A 20710-nucleotide genomic window follows, 5' to 3' on the forward strand; every position below is an offset into this window, starting at 1 on the left:
TAGCTATTTCGCTTCTTCTTTGCTTCACTCATTCTCGTCATCCCTTCCAGGACGACAGCTTAAATCAGTGTCTCAAATTCGGGGTCCACTTTAAGCATCGTGCAGTTCACCCACCAGGTGGAGCATGTGCTGGACCTGGTCCGCGAAGAACGCCTGCCCCTGAACGCGCACCTGATGTCGCTGCTGTTGCAGTGTGGCGATTACATCGGCGAACTGGTCGACGCCATCGAATGCAACCAGGAAGCCGAAGAGCCCAATGCCGAACGCCGTGCCGCGTTGCTGGCCGAGCTGGCCGAGGTGGCGCAGACGGCCGCGGCACCTGGCGAAGCCATCGCCAGCGAGCCGGTCCGAACCGCTCTCCGGTTCGCCAGCGATGCGCTTGCCGATGCCAACGCCGGGGGGATGGAGGTCGATGCTGCCCTGCAGGCTGCGGCCGATTACCCCTACTGGCACCTGTCGCTGCAGTTCAACGAGAACGTCCTGCGCGATGGCCTGGATCCGCTATCGTTCCTGCACTACCTGCGGTCGCTGGGGCGTATCGTCGCCATCCTCCCGGTGGAGGCGGGTCTACCCGAGGCCGGCGCCATGGATGCCGAAAGCTGCTACCTGGGCATGGAGATCTGCCTGGCCTCCGACTCCACCCGCCAAACGCTGGAGGACGTCTTCGAATTCGTGCGCGATGACAGCCGCATCGACATCCTGGCACCGCAGAGTCCCCTGTCGGCGTATGCGACCGTGCTGCAGCGCCTGGCACGCGAGGATGCGGCCCGCTTGGTGGGCCAGTGGCGCAGCCTGGCATTGTTCAGTGAAGTCCAATGGCGCAGCCTCGGCGCGGCGACCCTGGAGGAAGCCGCCGCCGAGGCGGTGCCGGTGGCCGTTCCTGTCGCGGGTGCGCGTCCGCGCCCGCTGGACGAGCGGCGCGCGCAGGAACAGAAATTCATCAAGATCGAAGTGTCCAAGCTGGACCAGCTGATCGACCTGGTGGGCGAGCTGGTCATTGCCGGCGCCAGTGCCCGCTTGATCGCGCGTCGCCGCAAGGATAGCCAGTTCGAGGAAGCCACACAGGCCATCGACGGCCTGATGGAGCAGATCCGCGATGCCGCGCTCACGCTGCGCATGGTGCAGATCAATGAAGTGTTCCAGCGCTTCCCGCGTATCGTGCGCGACATCGCCCGCGATCTCGACAAGGACATCGAGCTGACCATGACGGGTTCGGATACCGAACTGGACAAATCCATGGTGGAACGCCTGGCCGATCCCCTGATGCACATTGTGCGCAACGCCATCGACCACGGCATCGAGCCGGCGGCCGAGCGCATCGCCGCCGGCAAGCCGCCCAAGGCCTCGCTGCGGCTCAATGCCATGCATGAATCGGGCAGCGTGCTGGTGGAAGTGATGGACGATGGCCGGGGCATGGATCGCGCACGCATCCTGGAGAAGGCCATCGCGCAGGGACTGGCGGCACCGGACGCAGAACTGAGCGATGCCGAGGTCTACCGTTTCATTTTCGAGCCCGGTTTCTCCACCGCTGCGCAGGTCACCGAACTTTCCGGGCGTGGCGTGGGCATGGACGTGGTCAAGCGCAACATCGATGCCCTGCAGGGCGAGGTCGCCATCGATACCGAACCCGGCCGTGGCACGGTGGTCCGCATCCGCCTGCCGCTGACGCTGGCCATCATCTCCGGTTTCCAGGTGGTGGTGGGCAATGCGGTGTTCGTCATTCCGCTGGACATGGTGGTGGAATGCATCGACATGCCGCCCCGCCAGAGCGGCAGTCATATCGTCGCGGTGCGTGGCGAACCCTTGCCCTTCGTGCCGCTGCGCGAACTGTTCGACTTGCCGGCGCGCGAGCAGGGGCGCGCACGCAAGAGCCTGGTGATCGTCCAGTACGGACAATTGCGCGCCGGGCTGCTGGTCGATGGCCTGCTGGGTGAGTGCCAGGCGGTGATCAAGCCCCTGGGGCGGCTCTTCGGCAAGGTCAAGGGATTGTCCGGCTCGACCATCCTGGGCGATGGGCGAGTCGCGCTGATCCTGGATATTCCGCACCTGGTGCAGCATACCCAGCAGCAGGAACAAGGCAATACGGCGGCCTACGCCGAACGCAGCGTGGCGGCGGCGCCATGACGGGCGCCGGCGATGCGCCCGCACCACGAGGGGAAGCGAGCATGCAAGAATCGATGACCAACAGGATGAGCATCAAGCAGATCTTCATCTGGCTGGGGGTAGTCCTGTCCATCCTGGTGGCGGTGGTGATCAGTCTTATCGATACGCTGCAGCAGGCCAATACGGCGTTCGAACATGCGCACCAGTCGCGCTATGACTCGGCCGCGCTGGCCAACGAACTGCGCCGCACCACCGAGGACATGACCAAGTTCGCGCGCGCCTACGTGACCACGGGCGACCCCAACGACGAGGATCGGTACTACATGATCCTCGACATCCGCAACGGCAAGCGCGCGCGCCCCTCCAACTATGACCGCTTCAACTGGGACCTGGTCACTGCCCGCAAGCTGCCGGTGGAGGCGGGCGCCCAAACGGTGCCGCTGAGCGAATTGATGAAGCGCGCCGGTTTCACCGAACAGGAACTGGCCAAGATGCAGGAAGCGCTGAAGCTGGCCGACCAGCTCTCGCGCATCGAGATCACCGCCTTCCACGCGGTCAAGGGCGAGTTCGATGATGGCGAGGGCAAGTTCACCGTGGTCGGTGCGCCCAACCAGGCCATGGCGCAGGAACTGGTATTCGACCAGGCCTACCGCGCCCTGTTCGGCCGCGTGATGGCCCCGATCAACGACTTCCTGCGCCAGGTCGATGAGCGCACCCAGGCGCGCGTGCTCAAGGCCGGCCGCGACTATGCCGAACTGGAGCAGAAGATTTTCTGGCTGCTCACCGCCTCGGTGGTGGTGCTGTTCGTCTGCCTCGGGTTTGCCTACCGCACCATCCGTGCCCAGATCGGTGGCGAGCCGCGTGACGCCATGAGCGTGCTGCGCCGCGTGGCCGAGGGCGATCTCACGGTCACCGTACCACTGCGCAAGAACGACAAGGTCAGCGTGCTCTACAGTACCCAGCAGATGGTCAACAAGTGGACCGACGTCATCGGTGACGTCAGCGGTACAGCCAGCGCACTGGCTTCGGCCTCGGAAGAAATTTCCTCGTCCTCGCAGGCGCTTTCGCACAATGCTTCGCAGCAGGCGGCCAATGTCGAGGAGACCAGCGCCTCGGTGGAACAGATCACCGCCACCATCGCCCAGAATGCCGACAATGCCCGCACCACCGATGGCATCGCCAGCCTCTCGGCCAATGCCGCCACCGAAGGCGGTGAAGCGGTGCGCGAGACGGTGGCCGCGATGAAGCAGATCGCCAGCAAGATCGGCATCATCGATGACATCGCCTACCAGACCAACCTGCTGGCATTGAACGCCGCCATTGAGGCCGCACGTGCCGGTGAGCATGGCAAGGGCTTTGCCGTGGTCGCCGCCGAAGTGCGCAAGCTGGCCGAACGCTCGCAGACGGCCGCGCAGGAAATCATCGCAGTGGCCGAGAACAGCGTGGGCCTGGCCGAAAAGGCCGGCGGCCTGCTCAACCAGATGGTGCCCTCGATCCGCAAGACCGCCGACCTGGTACAGGAGATCGCCGCTGCCTCGGCAGAACAGTCGACCGGCCTGGAACAGATCAACAATGCCGTGCACCAGATGGCGCAGACTACGCAGATGACCGCATCGGCCTCCGAGGAATTGTCGGCGACCTCCGAAGAGATGAGTGCCCAGGCTATCCACCTGCAGGACCTGATGCGCTTCTTCCGCGTTGAAGACATGCAGAAGCGCGATGTACGTGGCGGCGCGGGCGACCTGCCGGGAACCAACCAGCGGCAGGGCAAGCGCGCGCGCAGCGCCCCGCAGGGCAAGCGAGAGGGTACGCGCCGCCTGTCGATGCTGGATGTGGAAGAAGATGCGCCTGGCGTGGACGAATCCGCGTTCAAGCGTTTCTGAGCGGTTCGCCATGGCAGTGCGCATGTCCCGTTGTTCCGCGCAGCCTGCGAGCTGCGCACGCACCAATTCGCCGCGAGGGGATCGCGGCAGCAAGGAGAAGAGGCCATGCCCAGCGTTTCGTTGAATGGCGAATCCAGTCGCAAGCGGCAGCAGGAAGAAGTCATCGAGAGCCGCCAGTTCCTGACCTTCCTGGTCGGCAGCGAGAGTTTTGCCATGCCGATCGGGAGCATTCGCGAGATCATCGAATTCGGCGGTCTCACGGAAGTGCCGTTGATGCCCGATTTCCTGCGCGGGGTGATCAACCTGCGCGGCTCGGTGGTGCCGGTGATCGACCTGTCGGTGCGCTTCGGTCGTGCGCCCACGGTGGAGGCCAAGCGCACCTGCATCATCATCATGGAACTGGTGCAGGACGAGCAGATGCTGCTGCTGGGCGTGATGGTCGATGCGGTCAGTGCGGTGCTGAGCATCGGCGTGGATCACATCGAACCGCGTCCGTCCTTTGGCGCCGGTATCCGTGCCGATTTCATCGAGGGCATGATCAACGTCAGCGAACGCTTCATCGTCGTGCTGGACGTGCAGCGCGTGCTGTCGGTGGATGAACTGGCCAGCCTCCTGGGCATGAGTGCCGAGGATGCGCTGGGCGGCGTGCCGGTACTGTCGGCAGAAGCGGAAAGGCAGTAGCGCCATGGTCAGCACCGGCAAGCTGGAAAGCAGGAAGGGCGTGGGCCACAGTGCTGCGGGCCCGGCCGCTCCTGCTTCTGGGGTTGCCGGTACGGTGGCGGAGGCCGAGGTGAGCGACCAGGACATGCTGCTGTTCCAGCAGTTGTTCAAGCAGTACATCGGACTGCACCTGCCCTTGTCGAAAAAGGCCCTGCTGCAAAGCCGCCTGAGCCATCGACTGAACGAACTCGGGCTGCGCGGACTGGCGCAGTACCATCGCCTCATCAGTGATGCGGATGGTGCCGAGGAACGCCAGCGCGCCATCGATCTCATCACCACCAATGAAACCTATTTCTTCCGTGAACAGAGTCACTTCGATTTCCTGACGCGGGAACTGCTGCCGCTCTGGCGCGATCAGGCGCACCTGCGTGTCTGGAGCGCGGCCAGTGCCACCGGTGAAGAGGCCTATTCCCTGGCCATGTTGCTGGACAATCACCGGCCCGCAGGCAGCTGGTCGGTATTCGGTTCGGACATCAGTACCCGGGTCCTGCGCTTCGCGCGCCGCGCGCTCTATCCCATGGCGCGCGGACAGAATATCCCCCGCGCGTACCTGCGTCGCTATTGCCTGCTCGGTACCGGCGACTACGAGGGCCATTTCCTGGTACAGGCCGACCTGCGCGCCAAGGTCGAATTCGCCCAGCGCAACCTGACCGCGCTGCATGAACATGATGACGGGCTGTACGACCTGATCTTCCTGCGCAACGTCATCATCTATTTCGACTGCGATACCAAGCTGCAGGTCTTGCGCGACGTGATCGCGCGCCTGCGTCCCGGCGGCTACCTGATCGTGGGCCATTCGGAATCGCTGCACGGCATGGCGCTGGACTTGCTGATGCACTCGCCCTCCATCTACCGGAGGCCGCCATGAGCGCACCCGCCACCATCCGCGTGATGGTCATCGATGATTCGTCGGTGGTGCGCCAGCTGGTGCAGCAGCTGCTGGCCCAGACCGCCGACATCCGCGTCATCGGGACCGCGCCTGATCCGGTCTTCGCCTTGCGCAAGATGCAGCAGGAGTGGCCCGACGTGATCCTGCTCGACATCGAAATGCCGCGCATGGATGGCATCACCTTCCTGCGCCAGATCATGGCCACCAGACCGACGCCGGTCATCATGTGCAGTGCCCGGGCCGGTGGCACTGGCGGCGTGACGGCTGAAGCGCTGGCCGCGGGTGCCGTGGCGGTGATTGCCCGGCCGCAATTGGGTGTACGCGATTTTCTTCATGAAGCGGTGGCCGAACTGGCTACTGCCATCCGCGCTGCCGCCCTGACCGGCCATGGCGCGCGGGGCGCGGCCGAAGGCTTCACCAGCGGCGCTGCGCAGGCGACACGGCCCGTGTCACCCGTGCTCAAGCTGCGCCCGGTCAAAGCAGCCGCACCGGAAATGCTGCATGATGCGGGATGGGCTGCGGTGCTGCAGCGTCATACCGCCGATGCGGTATTGCCAGCGCCGGGGCTGGAGGATGGCTATCGTCCGCCGACCGCGCGCATCGTCGCCATCGGCGCCTCGACCGGGGGGCCGCAGGCGCTGGAGCGGGTCCTCAAGCCACTGGACCGCCGCTGTCCGGGTATCGTGGTGGTGCAGCACATGCCGCAGCGATTCACCCGCAGTTTTGCCGAACGGCTGCACCGCATTTCCGGCGCCGAGGTCAAGGAAGCCGAGCATCTCGACCTGGTGCTGCCGGGGCGGGTGCTCATTGCTCCCGGGGGCAAGCACCTGGTGCTGCGGCGGGACGGACAGCAGTATTACGTGGAAACATTGGATGGCCCGCTGGTGAGCCGGCACAAGCCTTCGGTGGATGTGCTGTTCCGCTCTGCGGCCAAGGCCGCGGGCAGCAATGCAGTGGGCATCATCATGACCGGCATGGGGGACGATGGCGCAAGGGGGATGCGGGAAATGGCCGATTGCGGCGCCGCCACCTATGCCCAGGACGAGGCCAGCAGCGTGGTCTTCGGCATGCCGAAAGAAGCGATACACATGGGTGGCGTCGGTGACGTCCTCCCGCTCGATCATATCTCCGCCGTGATAGAACAATATGCCTCTAGAGAACCTCAATGAGCTGATCGAATCCGCGCTGGTCGTCGATGACAGTGCCCTGCAGCGCCAGCACAGTGTGTCGCTGCTGCAGGAGCTGGGCGTCGATTTGATTTACGAGGCCGGCAACGGCAACGAGGCGCTGGATCTGCTGGCGCTGCTCAAGCTGCCGCCGGGCCTGGTGGTGATCGACCTGGAGATGCCGGGCATGGATGGCATCGAACTGATCCAGCAATTGCAGCTGCAGGGTATCGACATTCCCCTCATCGTCGCCTCCAGCCGCGAGACTTCGCTGCTGCTGTCGGTGGAAACCATGATCCACGCCCTGGGCATGAACCTGATCGGCGTGCTGCAGAAGCCGCTCAACCAGGGTCAGCTGCGCGCTGCCTTGCAATCCTTCCGTCCGCATGGCGGTGGTGTCCACGCCGATGATGATCCCCAGCCGTCCATGTGCGAAAGCGACCTCGGCACGGCCATCGGTGGTGGCCAGGTGCTGCCGTATTTCCAGCCCAAGGTGGATGTGCAGACCGGCATCCTCAAGGGCGTGGAAGCGCTGGCCCGCTGGGTGCATCCGGAGCGCGGCATGATTCCGCCGGACCGCTTCATTCCGCTGGCCGAGCAGTCCGGCCTGATCCATGATCTCACCATCAGCATGATGGACCAGTCGATGGCGCAGGCAGCTGTCTGGCACAGCCGGGGTTTGCCGATCAAGGTGGCGGTGAACCTGTCGCCGTTGTCGCTGGAGCAGCCGGATTTCCTGCGGCGTATCCTGGAACTGGTGGACAAGCACGCCCTGCCGGCCGAAAACGTGGTGCTGGAAATCACCGAAAGCTCGGTGGTGGCGCACAAGGGCAATTCACTGGGCATGCTGGCGCGGTTGCGCCTGAAGGGCTTCGGACTTTCCATTGACGACTACGGCACCGGCTTTTCGTCGATGCAGCAACTGGCGCGCATCCCTTTCACCGAACTGAAGATCGACCGCTCCTTCGTCCACGGTGCGCATGACCGCAAGAACTTGCGCGTGATCCTGCAGTCCGCGCTGGACATGGCGCAGCGGCTGGACCTGGTGACGGTGGCCGAAGGGGTGGAGACGATGGAAGACTGGCGCCTGCTGCAGGACTTCGGTTGCATCCTTGGACAGGGCTACCTGATCGGCAAGCCCATGCCGGCCAATGAATTGCCGCTGTGGCTGAAGGGCCATCATCGCCGGCTCAATGAATTGCGGCCGCTGGGCAAGGGTGCGGCTACAGGCGGGACGGCCTGAGCGGCCTGGTTCAACTCACAGCCGGCTGATCGGCTGGTCGCTGATCGCGTCCAGGTAATCGCGCGCCGCACCCAGTCCCGGAATCTGTACCTGCGCATCGATCTCCAGCATGGGCACCAGCACGAAGGCCCGCTGCGCCATGCGGGGATGCGGGACGATCAGTTCTTCATCCTCCAGCACTGCCTCTCCATACATCAATACATCCAGATCCAGCGTGCGCGGGGCATTGCGGTAAGGGCGCTCGCGCCCGTGCTGCAGCTCGATGGCCTGCAGCGCATGCAGCAGTTCCAGCGCGGTCAGCGACGTGGAGACCAGTGCGACGGCATTGACGTAGTCGTCGCCACTGGAATCGATGGGCGCGGTGCGATAGAGCGAAGACGTGCCCAGCAGCTGCGACTGCGGCAGCCGGGCCAGGTGGGCGATGGCTTCTTCGACGGTGGCGCGGGCGTCGCCGAGGTTGCCACCGATGCCGATCCAGGCTTGCGTGGAGGACGATGCCACGCTGTTCAGTCGTCGCCTGCCGGCGCGCCCTCACCACCGGCACCGCCTGCGCTACCGCTGCTGCGACGACGGCGACGGCGCTTGGGCGCCTCAGCCGTGCCGCCCTCAGCCGGTTCAACCGGCGTCTCGGCCGCTTCCTTGGGGGCGCGTGCGCGCACCGGCGCTGGGGCGCTGGCTTCCTGCTCGCTGCCGCTGTCGCTGGTGTCAACGGTATCAACGGTGTCCCCCGCCGACTTGCTGCGGCTGCGTCCGCCACGGCGTTTGCGTTTCTTGGGCGCGGCGCTGCTGCCGGCAGGATCGGCCGGTTTGCGGGCGATCAGTTCTTCGCGCTCGGCACCATTGCCGGCGATGAAGGCTTCCCACCATTCGCCGAGTTCGGCATCGAGTTCACCGGACTGGCAGCGCAGCAGCAGGAAATCGAAACCGGCGCGCAGGCGCAGGTGTTCCAGCAGCTTGTACGGGGCCTTGCCGACACGGCGCTCGAAGCGCGGCTGCATGGCCCAGATGTCGCGCATGTCGGAGGCGATCTTGCGTTGCAGCGCCAGCTTCTCGGTCTGGGCATCGAGCACGTCATCGGCGGCCAGATGCAGGGCGGGAATCGGATACTCACCGGCAGCCTGGTAGGCGCGCCACTTCTCCAGCACCTGGTGCCACAGCAGCGAGGCGAACAGGAAGCCCGGCGAGACGCCCTTGCCTTCCTTGACGCGAGCGTCCGTATTGGCCAGCGCCAGGCTGACGAACTTCTCGCCCAGCGGCTGTTCCAGCACCACGTCCAGCAGCGGCAGCAGGCCGTGATGCAGGCCTTCCTTGCGCAGCTGCTGCAGGCAGGCCAGCGCGTGGCCGCTCATGAGCAGCTTCAACATTTCATCGAACACGCGGGCGGCCGGCACGTTGTCGATGAGCGGGGCCATCACGCGGATCGGCGCGCTGCTGGCCGGATCGATGGTGAACTTGAGCTTGGCTGCGAAGCGCACCACGCGCAGCATGCGGACCGGGTCCTCGCGGTAGCGCGCTTCGGGTTCGCCGATGATGCGCAGCTTCTTGTCGCGGATGTCGGCGATGCCGCCGTGGTAATCGAGCACGGCCTGGCTGGCCGGATCGTAGTACATCGCGTTGATGGTGAAGTCGCGGCGGGTGGCATCTTCATGCTGCTCGCCGAAGGTGTTGTCGCGCAGCACGCGGCCATGTTCATCCTTGGGCGCGGCTTCGGCCGAGGCACCACGGAAGGTGGTGACTTCGATCAGTTCCTGTCCGAACATGACATGCACGATCTGGAAGCGGCGGCCGATGATGAAGGCCCGGCGGAACAATTGCTTGACCTGTTCGGGCGTGGCGTTGGTGGCCACGTCGAAATCCTTGGGCTTGATGCCCAGCAGCAGGTCGCGCACCGCACCGCCGACGATGAAGGCCTTGTAGCCCGCACCCTGCAGGGTCTGCGTCACGCGCACGGCATTGGGCGAGACCAGTGCCGGATCGATGCCATGCTCTTTGGGGCCGAGCACATCGGGGTCGATCTTGCCGCCTGCGGCAGCGGCCTTGGCGCGCGTTTTCTTCACGGGCTCGGCACCCGCGGCTGCGGCAGCCTTGCCGCGCCCGAGAATGGAGCGAATCAGTTTCTTGATCATTGCGCGTGGCCGTCGGCGAAGAGGTTCAGCACCGGCCAGCCGCGCGCCTGGGCATGCGCCAGCAGCTTGTCGTTGGGGTTGGTGGCGATCGGATCGGTCACCCGTTCCAGGAGCGGAATGTCGTTCTGCGAATCGCTGTAGAAATAGCTGCGCTCGAATTGGTCCAGCTTGAAGCCCAGGCGTTGCAGCCAGGCTTCGGTGTGGACGATCTTGCCCGGGCCGAAAGTCGGCGTGCCGTCGAGCTTGCCGGTGAGGTTGCCGGCGTCATCGAGCACGGGCAGGGCGGCGATCAGGTGCTCCACGCCGAAGTGCGAAGCGATCGGCTTGGTCACGAAGTGGTTGGTGGCGGTGACGATGGCCACCAGGTCGCCGGCGTCCAGGTGCTTCTTCACCAGCGCTACGGCTTGCGGCAGGATGGCCGGCTTGACCACTTCGTCCATGAATTGCAGGTGCATCTCGTCGAGCTGCGTGCGCGGGAAGCGCGACAGGTTGCCCAGCGCGAACTCCAGGTAGGCCACCGGATCGAGCGTGCCGTTCTGGTAATGGGCGAACCATTCGTCATTGGCCTTGCGGAAGCTGTCGGCATCCACGGCGCCGATGCGCGCCATGAATTCGCCCCACTCGTGGTCGGAGTCGAGCGGCAGCAGGGTATGGTCGAGATCGAAAAGGGCGAGGTTCATTGTTCTCCGGATTCCTGTTGTAACAGTTCGCGTAGCAAGGGCAGGGTGATGGCGCGCTTGGTGGCCAGCGAGTAGCGGTCCAGCGCGTCGAGCATGCGCGACAGCGAGGGCATGTCGCGCCGGTAGTGGGTGAGCATGTACATCATCACGGCCGGGGGAATTTCCAGGCCGCGGTCCAGCGTGATCTGCAGCAGGGCGGCGATCTTCTCGTCGTCCGACAGGTCGTGCACCTGGTAGATCAGGCCCCAGCCGAGCCGGGTGCGCAGGTCTTCGCGCAGCTCCAGGCGGGTCGGGGGCAGGGTGCCGGTGCAGACCATGCAGCCGCCCTGTTCACGGATCTGGTTGAACAGGTTGAAGGCGGCGATCTGCTGTTCCTCGAACAGTTGATCGACGTCATCGAGCAGGTAATGGCTGGTCTGCGGGCTATAGTCGAAGGCCGACTCCGGGGAGTCGGCACTGATGAGTCGTGCGCGGTTGCCTTCCTGGCCGGCCTTGGTGGCCAGGGCGTGCAGCAGGTGGGTCTTGCCGGCGCCGGCTTCGGCCCAGAGATAGATGAAGCGGTCGGTGCTGGCGCTGCCGGTCTGGATGGATTTGTCCACGCCGGCCGTGGCCAGCAGCTTCAAGCGCTCCAGCAGTTCTGCGTTGCGGCCGGTCACGAAGCTGTCGAAGCTCTGCGGCTGGTCCGCGCTCAAATCGAGCGGAATCTGTTTCATCGGTGGCTATCAGCTACGAAGGCCGCAAGCTGCTTGCGGCCAGTTAATGCAGGACGGCGCCAAGCGCCCGAGCCTGCGCAGCGTCCTGCAAGGGCAGGGAGGCTGTGATCGATCATAAACTCTTCAACGGTTGTAAAAATTGCTGGCCAGATACTCGCGCCGCACGTGCATGGCGATCACCGAGACAATGGCCGAGGCCGGCAGCGCCAGCAGCACGCCGACAAAACCGAACAGCTGGCCAAAGGCCAGCAGCGCGAAAATCACCACCAGCGGGTGCAGGCCGATACGCTCGCCCACCAGCTTGGGCGTGAGGATGAAGCTTTCCAGCACCTGTCCCACGCCATAAATCAGAGCCACCCACAGCAAGCCGATGGCGCCATCGAATTGCAGGATGGCCGCCAGGATCGCCAGCACCAGCCCCAGGCCGAAGCCCACATAGGGGATGAACACCAGCAGGCCCGTCAGGACGCCCACCGGCAGGGCGCTGTCAAATCCGGCTGCAGTGAGCGCAACCGAATAATAGACCGCCAGCACCAGCATCACCAGCAATTGTCCACGCAAGTACTGTCCCAGCAGGCTGTCGACCTCGGCCGCCATGGTATTGACGCGGCCGGCCCAGCGGCGCGGGATCATGATCTGCAGGCGCTTGAGGAAGGGATGCCAGTCCTGCAGCAGGTAAAACAGCACCATGGGTACGAACAGCAGGTTGGCCAGCCAGGCCAGCAGTGCCGTGCCCCCGACCTTGGCCGAGGCCAGCACCGAACTCCACAGCTCGTCGCCACTGGTGCTGATCTGTTGCGTGAGCAAAGCCTTGATGCCCGCCAGATCCAGCCGCACGTCGATGCCCAGCTGGTGCAGGCGCGGCGAGAGGAAGGCGTTCAACTTGTCCAGCAGCGGCGGCACCTGGGCCTGCAGCAGCGGGATCTGGCGCAATACCAAGGGCACCACGATCAATACCAGCGCCAGTCCGGCCAGGATCAGCAGCAGCACCATGATGGTCACGCCGACGAAACGCGGGATGCGCAACGGGCCGATGCGGCGGCTGGCGATCCAGTCCACGCCGGGGTTGAGCGCGTAACCGATGATGCCGGCGGCGACGAAGGGCGAGAGCATCGGGCCCAGCGCCACCAGAAGCGCCAACAGCAAAATGCCGACAATCAGCCACACCAGGTTCTGTTTTTGCTCTTCGGACAAAGAAAAAGGCATGGATTCGGAGTTCGCGGGTGTCGGTTTTGTTAAAATCACGGCCTGGCAGGGGTACTTCGGCCCTGAATCCCCTATTTTACCGTCTTCACTGGCAATATTTCATCATGACTTCACCTTCCAATGTCTCCCTCTCCTACCGTGACGCTGGCGTCGATATCGATGCCGGTGACGCCCTGGTCGAAGCGATCAAGCCGTTCGCCAAGCGCACCACCCGCGAAGGCGTGCTGGGCGGCATTGGCGGTTTCGGTGCCCTGTTCGAGATCAGCAAGAAGTACAAGGAACCGGTGCTGGTGTCCGGCACCGACGGCGTGGGCACCAAGCTCAAGCTGGCTTTCCACCTGAATCGTCACGATACGGTCGGTATCGACCTGGTGGCCATGAGCGTCAACGACATCCTGGTGCAGGGTGCCGAGCCGCTGTTCTTCCTGGACTACTTTGCCTGCGGCAAGCTGGACGTGCCCTCGGCCACCGATGTCATCAAGGGTATCGCCGCCGGTTGCGAACAGGCCGGCTGCGCCCTGATCGGCGGTGAAACCGCGGAAATGCCCAGCATGTACCCGGACGGTGAATACGACCTGGCCGGCTTCGCCGTGGGCGCAGTGGAAAAGTCCAAGATCATCGACGGCACCAAGATCGCCCCGGGCGACGTGGTGCTGGGCCTGGCCTCCTCGGGCGCTCACTCCAACGGCTACTCGCTGGTGCGCAAGATCCTGGACGTGGCCAAGCCCGACCTGGAAGCCGACTTCCACGGCCGCAAGCTGGCCGATGTGCTGATGGCCCCGACCCGCATCTATGTCAAGCCGCTGCTGTCGCTGATGGAGAAGCTGGAAGTCAAGGGCATGGTCCACATCACCGGTGGCGGCCTGGTCGAGAACATCCCGCGCGTGCTGCAGGATCACCTGACGGCTGAACTGGACGCCAAGTCCTGGACCATGCCCCCGCTGTTCACCTGGCTGCAGCAGCATGGTGGCGTGGCCGATGCGGAAATGCATCGCGTCTTCAACTGCGGCATCGGCATGACCGTGATCGTCTCCAAGGAAAACGCCGACGCCGCTGAAGCCCACCTGAAGGCTGCCGGCGAGACCGTCTTCCGCATCGGTACCATCCGCGCCCGCGCTGAAGGCGAAGCACAGACCATCGTGCGCTGATCGATCCGTGTAAATCGTTTTAACGATTTATAAAGTAAAAAGGCTGCATTCCCTGGAATGCAGCCTTTTTCATTTCTGGCAGGAAATTTCCTGTCAAATGGAAACTTAGTTTTATTAAAACCAAAACTAAGTTTCCAAAAAGAAAAAACTAACTCTGGTTCAGCTCGCCTGCCCGACATCCCCATCCTGCTCCGCCAGGATCTGCCGCGGCACGGCCTGCAGGCCACGCGCCACGCCATTCGGCGGCGGCACGCGCACCGGCTCGCTGATGTCGGCGGCAGTGGAGAGCACGTTCAGGGTATCTTCCGGCGGGGCATCCCAGACCGGATCGTCGATGGCCTCGAAGACGCGCTTCAATTGCGAACCCCAGCTGCGGCGGATCATCTGGAAATATTGGTTCTGCTCATCGATGGTGACGAAGCGGGTCACGGCCAGGTCTTCGCTCTCATAGACCAGCAGGTCCAGCGGCAGGCCCACCGAGATGTTGGACTTCAAGGTCGAATCCATGGAGATCAGCGCACACTTGGCCGCCTCGTCCAGCGAGGTCTGGGGCGTCACCACGCGGTCGATGATGGGCTTGCCGTACTTGGATTCGCCGATCTGGAAGTAGGTGTTTTCGTCGTGCGACTCGATGAAGTTGCCGGCCGAATACATCTGGAACAATCTGCAGCGCTCGCCCCGGATCTGGCCGCCGAAGATGATGCTGACGTTGAAATCGATACCGAACTTGCTCAGCTCGGCGGCCTCGCGGTCGTGCACGGCGCGGATGGCATCACCCAGGATCTGCGCGGCTTCGTACATGGAGGTGGCAGTCCAGATGCTGCGGCCTTCCGCATTGGTGCGGTCGGTCAGCATCTGGCGGATGGATTGCGAAATCGACAGGTTGCCGGCGGTCATCATGACCATCACGCGGTCGCCCGGATTCTCGTAAACACTCATCTTGCGGAAGGTGCCGATATGGTCCACTCCCGCGTTGGTGCGCGAATCGGACAGGAACACCAGGCCGCTGTTGAGGCGCATGGCTACGCAGTAGGTCATGATGGAATCGTGATACGTGGAAACGGAAAGCCGGATTTTACCGTAAGGCCCGGCGCCAAAGCGTGCGCACCGGGGGCATCTGTCGTGACGTACCTACAGTAACGGCCTGTTTCCCGAAAAGATGACAGCGGCTGTGCTTCTTTCTCGCGCCTGAAGCACAGCCGGGGCGGCTTACGCTGCCAAAGGAACAAGAAAATCGCGGCTGATGCGATTGCCCAGTTCGAAGATGCGCTCCAGGAATTCGGTGAGCGTATCGTGCAGCCCGGCTTCCAGGATTTCCTCGATGCGGGCGAACTTCAGGTCGGCATGCAGCTTGCCGGCAAAGCGCTCGGTATCGGCCGAGACGTCATTGCGCACGTGATGCAGGTTGGAGATCACGTTGCCCATGCAGGCCAGCAGCGAGCGCGGCATGTCGGCCCGCAGGATCAGCAGCTCGGCCACCCGCTCGGGCGTGATGACGTCGCGGTAGACCTTGCGGTAGATCTCGAAGCCCGACACCGAGCGCAGGATCGCGGCCCAGTAGTAGAAGTCCAGCTGTCCCGCTTCGTCGCGCGCCGACTGGCTTTGCGATTGGGATTGGGACTGGCCGTTCTGCTTCTGCGACTGGGTTTCCTTGGCGCCGTGGAACTTGACGTCGATGATGCGCGCCGTGTTGTCCGCCCGTTCCAGGAAAGTCCCCAGGCGGATGAAGTGGAAGGCCTCATCCTCCAGCATGGTGCCGATGGTCACGCCGCGCGAGAGGTGCGAGCGATGCTTGACCCATTCGAAGAAATCGCTCGGGTTCTGCTCCAGCGCATTGGTCTGCAGGTAGGACTGCATCTTGATCCAGGTGGCGTTCTGGATCTCCCACGCTTCTGTCGTCAACGCGCCGCGTACGGCACGCGCATTCTCGCGCGCCTGGCGCAGGCAGGATGCAATCGAGGACGGGTTGTTGGGATCCCGCACCATGAAGTCGATGACATCCTTCTGCGTGAGCTTGTCGTATTTCTGGTTGTAGCCATAGAGCAGTTCCGAGATGCCCAGCACGGCGCGCCAGCCTTGCTCGGCGTCGTCGACCGATTGCGGCAGCAGGGCGGTCTGTACGTGCACGTCGAGCATGCGGGCGGTGTTCTCGGCGCGCTCGGTGTAGCGGGCCATCCAGAAGAGGTGATCGGCGGTACGGCTCAGCATCTTATTTCTCCAGAATCCAGGTGTCCTTGGTGCCGCCGCCTTGCGACGAGTTCACCACCAGCGAGCCTTCCTTCAGGGCCACGCGCGTCAAGCCGCCCTTGACCATGGTGATCTGCTTGCCGGACAAGACGAACGGACGCAGGTCCAGGTGGCGCGGGGCGATGCCGGACTCCACATAGGTCGGGCACACGGAGAGGGCCAGCGTGGGCTGGGCGATGTAGCCATCCGGCTTGGCGATGATGCGCGCGCGGAAGTCTTCGATCTCCTGCTTGGTGGAAGCCGGGCCGACCAGCATGCCGTAACCGCCGGCACCGTGGACTTCCTTGACCACCAGCTTTTCGAGGTTGGCCAGGGTGTAGGAAAGATCTTCCTTCTTGCGGCACTGGTAAGTCGGCACGTTGTTGAGGATGGGATCTTCGGACAGATAGAAGCGCACCATGTCCGGTACATACGGATAGATCGACTTGTCGTCGGCCACACCGGTCCCGATCGCATTGGTCAGCGTCACCTTGCCGGCGCGATAGGCCTGCAGCAGGCCCGGCACGCCCAGCGCCGAATCGGGACGGAAAGCCAGCGGATCGAGGAAGTCGTCATCGATGCGGCGATAGATCACGTCGACCCGCTTGGGGCCGCGCGTGGTGCGCATGTAGACCACGTTGTCCTTGACGAAGAGGTCCTGTCCCTCGACCAGTTCCACGCCCATCTGCTGGGCCAGGAAGGCGTGCTCGAAGTAGGCCGAGTTGTACATGCCCGGGGTCATCACCACCACCGTCGGATCGGTCACGCCGGCCGGCGCCACCGAACGCAGGTTGTCCAGCAGCAGGTCGGGATAGTGATCGACCGGTGCAATCTTGTGGCGCTTGAACAGGTCCGGGAAGAGCCGCATCATCATCTTGCGGTTCTCCAGCATGTAGGACACGCCGGAGGGCACGCGCAGGTTGTCTTCCAGTACGTAGAATTCACCTTCGCCTGCACGCACGATATCGACACCGGCGATGTGCGCGTAGATGTCGTTGACCACGTTCACATCCTGCATCTCGCGCCGGTACTGGGCGTTCTGGAAGATCTGCTCGGGCGGGATGATGCCGGCCTTGACGATCTTCTGCTCGTGATAGATGTCGTGGATGAACATGTTGAGCGCCTTGACGCGCTGGACCAGTCCCGCTTCCAGCTTGGCCCATTCGGCCTTGTGGATGATGCGCGGGATGATGTCGAAGGGGATCAGGCGCTCGGTGCCGGCATCGTTGCCATAGACGGCGAAGGTAATGCCGACGCGGCGGAAGATCAGGTCGGATTCGGCACGTTTGCGGGCGATGATTTCGGGCGACTGCGCCGAAAGCCAGCTGGCGAATTCTGCATAGTGCTGACGCACTTGACCTGCTTCGCTGCCTGCGCCTCCTGAATACATCTCATCAAAAAAATGTGCCATAGATTTGCTTCGTGTTCCCGTGGGGAGCGGGAATCTTTCTAAGTAGGTTGTAACGAAAACAGAGGCGGTGGGTACGGCAAAACTACAGCGTGGGTACAGCATAATGCGATGGCGCTAGGGGACTGCTGCTGCACGCCAGCGCCAGCGTGCATGAAGAAAGACTAACAGAGGCTTGAAATTTTTGACAGAGGAAAATTGCATGCTTTTGCTCCTCGCCCGCGCGGGTCTGCTGCCATCAAACGCAGACCCGCGGCGGCTTCAGTTATTCCATGGCGTCGGTGCGGGAACCTCGCAGGGGGCCGGCATGTCGATGGTCTTGAAGTCGGCCGGACTAACGATTTCCAGGTACTCCATGTCGGGCGAGTAGTCGAACAGGAAGTGCACGATGCCCGGCCGCTGGTGCACGCAATCCCCGGCCTTGACCAGCGTGACTTCGGTCTCGTACATGAAGCGCGCCCAGCCCTTCAGCATGATCACGATGTGGAAATTGGCCTCGTGCCGATGCCATCCGGTGCCGGTTTGTGGCGCCATGTTGGCCTTGACCAGCTGCGCCACCACCTGGCCGCCGGTGGCCGCTGCAATGCCCAGGTCGCGATACAGGAAGAAGTCGCGCAGCCCTCCCGTTTCATAGGGCGTGTCGCCTTCGCTGACATGCGAAAAGCTGTTCTGCGCCAGTACGCTTGCCTCCGCTACGGTATTCATCACATCCATCCTTTCTGCGGTTTCCCGCCATGGGCCTGCGACAAAAAACGGGCGCGACTTTTCCTGCCGGTGCTGCTGGTGATGCGCGCGCCCTAGAATTCCACGTCCAGTTCGTCGATATCCTCCGGTTCCTTTTTGGCCGCCGTGACCCATTCCTGCATCTCCGGCATGGCCATGATGCGCTTGGCATAGGCGGTGCAGATGGGATCGAGCTTGACGTCATAGGTCATGAAGCGCGTCACCACCGGCGCATACATGGCATCGGCCATGGTGCGTTGTTCGCCGAACAGGAAGGGCCCGCCGTATTTGGCCAGGCACTCCTTCCAGATGGTGGTGATGCGCACGATGTCGGCTTCGGCGCGGGACCACACCTTGAAGTTGGGGAAGTGGCCCTTGAGATTCATCGGCAGCGCCGCGCGCAGGGCCGAGAAGCCCGAATGCATTTCCCCGCACACCGAGCGGCAATGCGCCCGGGCGGCGAGGTCGGCCGGCAGCAGCTTGGCGCCGGGACGGATTTCGTTGAGATATTCGGCAATGGCCAGCGTATCCCATACCAGTACGTCGCCATGGTGGAGGCTGGGTACCAGGATGGAGGAAGACAGCAGCAGGATCTCTGCCCTTGCCGACGGGTCGTCCGGCGGCACGATGTCTTCCTCGAAAGAGAGCCCGGCGAACCTGGCCATGAGCCAGCCGCGCAGGGACCACGAGGAGTAGTTCTTGCTGGTGATGCGCAAAGTCGTCTTAGGCATGTCAGTCCTTTATCTGTTTTGTGCAGGTTGACTTTGGGCACGCTGCCGCGTGAGCGGCGGTGTCTTGTTCATCATCTTCGTCGCCCGCCCCGTCTGCGCTCGGGGAGGACACGGCCCACGGAGCAGACCGCGTATCACTGCTTGCAAGGCTTGTGCCAGCTCGCGGGAACGGCAGGGGGGCGCACTGCCGGCATTTCCGCACGGCCACCCATCCTCCTGCAAAACTCGCAAAAGCTGTGCGCAGGCGGCCTGGCGGCCCATCAATGGCACGACAATTGCATCGCTGCCATGGCGAGCGGACACCAAAAAGAGACAACCGAGGGCGGCGCTTCATGATCAATACCTATCAGCTCTACCAGAACTACGCCGACGCCACCGATCCGCTGCGGGCCTGTGCCCGCATGATGGCGCCCCTGCTGGGGGCGACCTGGCCCGGTGTGCCGGTCAATCCGGCCTTGCGCAAGATGGCCTCGGCCTGCGAGGTCTTTGCGCGGACCCAATTGACCCATGCACGCCCGCCTTTCGAGATCGGCGAGGTGCTCGACGGCGGGCGCACAATTGCGGTGCATGAGGAGGAAATCAGCGCCACGCCCTTCTGTGGCCTGCTGCATTTCCGCAAGGAAACCTCGGCCGTGCAGCCCAAGGTGTTGGTGGTGGCGCCCATGTCGGGCCACTTCGCCACGCTGCTGCGCGGCACCGTCAAGACGCTGCTGCGCGATCACGACGTCTACATCACCGACTGGCGCAATGCACGCGATGTTGCCCTGGAGCACGGCCGCTTTGGCCTGGATGAATACGTTTCCCATGTGATCGAATTCCTCGGCGTGCTGGGTCCCGGTGCACACCTGCTGGCGGTGTGCCAGCCGACCGTGGCCGCGCTGACCGCCGCCTCCGTGATGGCCGAGGACAATCATCCGGCCCAGCCGCGCACCATGACGCTCATGGCCGGGCCGCTCGACACCCGCGTCAATCCCACCGCCGTCAACGCGCTGGCCAAGAGCAAGCCGATCAGCTGGTTCGAGAAGAACATGATCAGCACCGTCCCGGCCCGCCATGCCGGCGCCGGGCGCCGGGTCTATCCGGGCTTCGTGCAGTTGAGTGCCTTCATGAACATGAACCTGAACCGCCACGTCGATGCCTTCCGCAAGCTGTATCACCACCTGGTGGAGGGGGAGGATGCCGAGGCCGCGCAGATCAAGGATTTCTACGAAGAGTATTTCGCCATGGCCGACCTGCCGGCCGAGTTCTACCTGGAAACGGTGCGCACGGTCTTCCAGGAACATGCGCTGCCGCTGGGCAAGCTGACCTATCGCGAGCGCGTGGTCGATCCGCGCGCCATCCGCCGGACGGCGCTCTTTACCATCGAGGGGGAGAAGGACGATATCTGTGCGGTCGGCCAGACCGTGGCCGCACAGGAAATGTGCAGCAACATCCGGCCCTACATGCGCCTGCACCATGTTCAGACGGCCGTGGGGCATTACGGGGTCTTCAACGGACGGCGTTGGGACAACGAGATCTATCCGCGCCTGCGGGATTTCATTAACATGCATCACAGGTGAGCTTGCGGCGCGCTCACCAAGGCGAGTGAAAAACTTGGGTAAAAACTTAGTTTTCAGGATCGAAAGATTAAGTTTTTCTTCCCCCGGCACTAACACTCTCACATACACTCACAACGAGGCAGCCCCAACCGGAAAGTCACCAGGAAAGTAATCAGGCGGTAAGAAAAACAAGGTATGCAGGAGAAC

Annotated in this window: 18 protein-coding genes; 8 read left to right on the plus strand and 10 right to left on the minus strand. The window is 63.4% G+C overall.

All coding sequences use genetic code 11. From position 1 onward, the window contains the following. The first annotated feature begins 99 nt into the window (after positions 1-99). From CEJ45_RS07505 to CEJ45_RS07530, 6 genes are all read left to right on the plus strand, one after another. Positions 100-2124 carry a chemotaxis protein CheA gene (locus tag CEJ45_RS07505; protein ID WP_241517300.1) on the plus strand — a complete coding sequence of 675 codons (2025 nt, stop codon included), beginning with the start codon at positions 100-102 and terminating at the stop codon, positions 2122-2124. Positions 2125-2165: 41 nt separating this feature from the next. Continuing rightward, on the plus strand, positions 2166-3986 hold the full coding sequence (locus CEJ45_RS07510; protein WP_088754557.1) for a methyl-accepting chemotaxis protein: 1821 nt from the start codon (positions 2166-2168) through the stop codon (positions 3984-3986). 105 nt (positions 3987-4091) lie between these two features. Continuing rightward, on the plus strand, positions 4092-4667 hold the full coding sequence (locus CEJ45_RS07515) for a chemotaxis protein CheW (protein ID WP_088754558.1): 576 nt from the start codon (positions 4092-4094) through the stop codon (positions 4665-4667). Between the two features lie 124 nt (positions 4668-4791). Further along, entirely contained in the window at positions 4792-5574 is a 783-nt protein-coding gene (locus tag CEJ45_RS07520) for a CheR family methyltransferase (protein ID WP_420913289.1), read from the plus strand. Continuing rightward, positions 5571-6764 (plus strand): protein-glutamate methylesterase/protein-glutamine glutaminase, encoded by a 1194-nt coding sequence (locus CEJ45_RS07525; protein WP_088754560.1) that lies wholly within the window; start codon positions 5571-5573, stop codon positions 6762-6764. Before CEJ45_RS07520 ends, CEJ45_RS07525 begins: the two co-directional genes overlap by 4 nt. Continuing rightward, positions 6742-8004 carry an EAL domain-containing response regulator gene (locus CEJ45_RS07530; RefSeq protein WP_088754561.1) on the plus strand — a complete coding sequence of 421 codons (1263 nt, stop codon included), beginning with the start codon at positions 6742-6744 and terminating at the stop codon, positions 8002-8004. The genes CEJ45_RS07525 and CEJ45_RS07530 overlap by 23 nt, the downstream gene beginning before the upstream one ends. Positions 8005-8019: 15 nt before the next feature. Here the strand turns inward: CEJ45_RS07530 and folK are convergent, their stop codons facing one another. From folK to CEJ45_RS07555, 5 genes are all read right to left on the minus strand, one after another. Continuing rightward, positions 8020-8505: a 2-amino-4-hydroxy-6-hydroxymethyldihydropteridine diphosphokinase gene (gene folK / locus CEJ45_RS07535; RefSeq protein ID WP_088754562.1), complete on the minus strand. Its 486-nt coding sequence runs from the start codon at positions 8503-8505 to the stop codon at positions 8020-8022. A gap of 5 nt (positions 8506-8510) precedes the next feature. Further along, on the minus strand, positions 8511-10130 hold the full coding sequence (pcnB, locus tag CEJ45_RS07540; RefSeq protein WP_088754563.1) for a polynucleotide adenylyltransferase PcnB: 1620 nt from the start codon (positions 10128-10130) through the stop codon (positions 8511-8513). Then, on the minus strand, positions 10127-10810 hold the full coding sequence (locus CEJ45_RS07545) for a histidinol-phosphatase (RefSeq protein ID WP_088754564.1): 684 nt from the start codon (positions 10808-10810) through the stop codon (positions 10127-10129). Before CEJ45_RS07545 ends, pcnB begins: the two co-directional genes overlap by 4 nt. Then, positions 10807-11523, minus strand: a complete 717-nt coding sequence (gene hda, locus CEJ45_RS07550; RefSeq protein WP_034338369.1) for a DnaA regulatory inactivator Hda — start codon at positions 11521-11523, stop codon at positions 10807-10809. The genes CEJ45_RS07545 and hda overlap by 4 nt, the downstream gene beginning before the upstream one ends. A gap of 123 nt (positions 11524-11646) precedes the next feature. Beyond that, positions 11647-12729: an AI-2E family transporter gene (locus tag CEJ45_RS07555; RefSeq protein ID WP_088754565.1), complete on the minus strand. Its 1083-nt coding sequence runs from the start codon at positions 12727-12729 to the stop codon at positions 11647-11649. 104 nt (positions 12730-12833) lie between these two features. On the opposite strand from CEJ45_RS07555, the gene purM reads away from it, so the two are divergent. Continuing rightward, the gene (gene purM, locus CEJ45_RS07560) at positions 12834-13877 is read left to right on the plus strand and encodes a phosphoribosylformylglycinamidine cyclo-ligase (RefSeq protein ID WP_088754566.1); all 1044 of its coding nucleotides are present in this window, start codon (positions 12834-12836) and stop codon (positions 13875-13877) included. 159 nt (positions 13878-14036) lie between these two features. Here purM and CEJ45_RS07565 read toward each other — a convergent pair whose 3' ends face one another. The 5 genes from CEJ45_RS07565 to CEJ45_RS07585 all read right to left on the minus strand — a co-directional run bounded on the left by CEJ45_RS07565 (position 14037) and on the right by CEJ45_RS07585 (position 18965). Continuing rightward, positions 14037-14915, minus strand: coding sequence for a proteasome-type protease (locus CEJ45_RS07565; protein WP_088754567.1), 879 nt, complete (start codon positions 14913-14915; stop codon positions 14037-14039). Between the two features lie 171 nt (positions 14916-15086). Then, the gene (locus CEJ45_RS07570) at positions 15087-16085 is read right to left on the minus strand and encodes an alpha-E domain-containing protein (RefSeq protein ID WP_088754568.1); all 999 of its coding nucleotides are present in this window, start codon (positions 16083-16085) and stop codon (positions 15087-15089) included. A gap of 1 nt (position 16086) precedes the next feature. After that, positions 16087-17514 (minus strand): circularly permuted type 2 ATP-grasp protein, encoded by a 1428-nt coding sequence (locus tag CEJ45_RS07575; protein ID WP_034338355.1) that lies wholly within the window; start codon positions 17512-17514, stop codon positions 16087-16089. A gap of 258 nt (positions 17515-17772) precedes the next feature. After that, complete coding sequence (locus CEJ45_RS07580; RefSeq protein ID WP_088754569.1) at positions 17773-18216, minus strand: cupin domain-containing protein; 444 nt, start codon at positions 18214-18216, stop codon at positions 17773-17775. A gap of 92 nt (positions 18217-18308) precedes the next feature. Continuing rightward, a complete protein-coding gene (locus CEJ45_RS07585; protein WP_088754570.1) occupies positions 18309-18965 on the minus strand; it encodes a glutathione S-transferase family protein in 657 nt (218 codons plus the stop codon). A gap of 332 nt (positions 18966-19297) precedes the next feature. On the opposite strand from CEJ45_RS07585, the gene CEJ45_RS07590 reads away from it, so the two are divergent. Then, the gene (locus tag CEJ45_RS07590) at positions 19298-20524 is read left to right on the plus strand and encodes a polyhydroxyalkanoate depolymerase (protein WP_088754571.1); all 1227 of its coding nucleotides are present in this window, start codon (positions 19298-19300) and stop codon (positions 20522-20524) included. Positions 20525-20710: the final 186 nt, after the last annotated feature.

The sequence above is a fragment of the Herbaspirillum aquaticum genome (assembly GCF_002213425.1).
Lineage (GTDB): Bacteria > Pseudomonadota > Gammaproteobacteria > Burkholderiales > Burkholderiaceae_D > Herbaspirillum > Herbaspirillum aquaticum.

Excerpts from the sequence above, each read along its gene's own strand:
- CEJ45_RS07530 (WP_088754561.1), top strand. The coding sequence starts at position 6,742 with ATGCCTCTAGAGAACCTCAATGAGCTGATCGAATCCGCGCTGGTCGTC.
- CEJ45_RS07565 (WP_088754567.1), bottom strand. The coding sequence starts at position 14,915 with ATGACCTACTGCGTAGCCATGCGCCTCAACAGCGGCCTGGTGTTCCTG.
- CEJ45_RS07545 (WP_088754564.1), bottom strand. The coding sequence starts at position 10,810 with ATGAACCTCGCCCTTTTCGATCTCGACCATACCCTGCTGCCGCTCGAC.
- CEJ45_RS07585 (WP_088754570.1), bottom strand. The coding sequence starts at position 18,965 with ATGCCTAAGACGACTTTGCGCATCACCAGCAAGAACTACTCCTCGTGG.
- CEJ45_RS07570 (WP_088754568.1), bottom strand. The coding sequence starts at position 16,085 with ATGCTGAGCCGTACCGCCGATCACCTCTTCTGGATGGCCCGCTACACC.
- hda (WP_034338369.1), bottom strand. The coding sequence starts at position 11,523 with ATGAAACAGATTCCGCTCGATTTGAGCGCGGACCAGCCGCAGAGCTTC.
- CEJ45_RS07520 (WP_420913289.1), top strand. The coding sequence starts at position 4,792 with ATGCTGCTGTTCCAGCAGTTGTTCAAGCAGTACATCGGACTGCACCTG.
- CEJ45_RS07525 (WP_088754560.1), top strand. The coding sequence starts at position 5,571 with ATGAGCGCACCCGCCACCATCCGCGTGATGGTCATCGATGATTCGTCG.
- CEJ45_RS07515 (WP_088754558.1), top strand. The coding sequence starts at position 4,092 with ATGCCCAGCGTTTCGTTGAATGGCGAATCCAGTCGCAAGCGGCAGCAG.
- purM (WP_088754566.1), top strand. The coding sequence starts at position 12,834 with ATGACTTCACCTTCCAATGTCTCCCTCTCCTACCGTGACGCTGGCGTC.
- CEJ45_RS07575 (WP_034338355.1), bottom strand. The coding sequence starts at position 17,514 with ATGGCACATTTTTTTGATGAGATGTATTCAGGAGGCGCAGGCAGCGAA.
- pcnB (WP_088754563.1), bottom strand. The coding sequence starts at position 10,130 with ATGATCAAGAAACTGATTCGCTCCATTCTCGGGCGCGGCAAGGCTGCC.
- CEJ45_RS07590 (WP_088754571.1), top strand. The coding sequence starts at position 19,298 with ATGATCAATACCTATCAGCTCTACCAGAACTACGCCGACGCCACCGAT.
- CEJ45_RS07510 (WP_088754557.1), top strand. The coding sequence starts at position 2,166 with ATGCAAGAATCGATGACCAACAGGATGAGCATCAAGCAGATCTTCATC.
- CEJ45_RS07555 (WP_088754565.1), bottom strand. The coding sequence starts at position 12,729 with ATGCCTTTTTCTTTGTCCGAAGAGCAAAAACAGAACCTGGTGTGGCTG.
- CEJ45_RS07580 (WP_088754569.1), bottom strand. The coding sequence starts at position 18,216 with ATGAATACCGTAGCGGAGGCAAGCGTACTGGCGCAGAACAGCTTTTCG.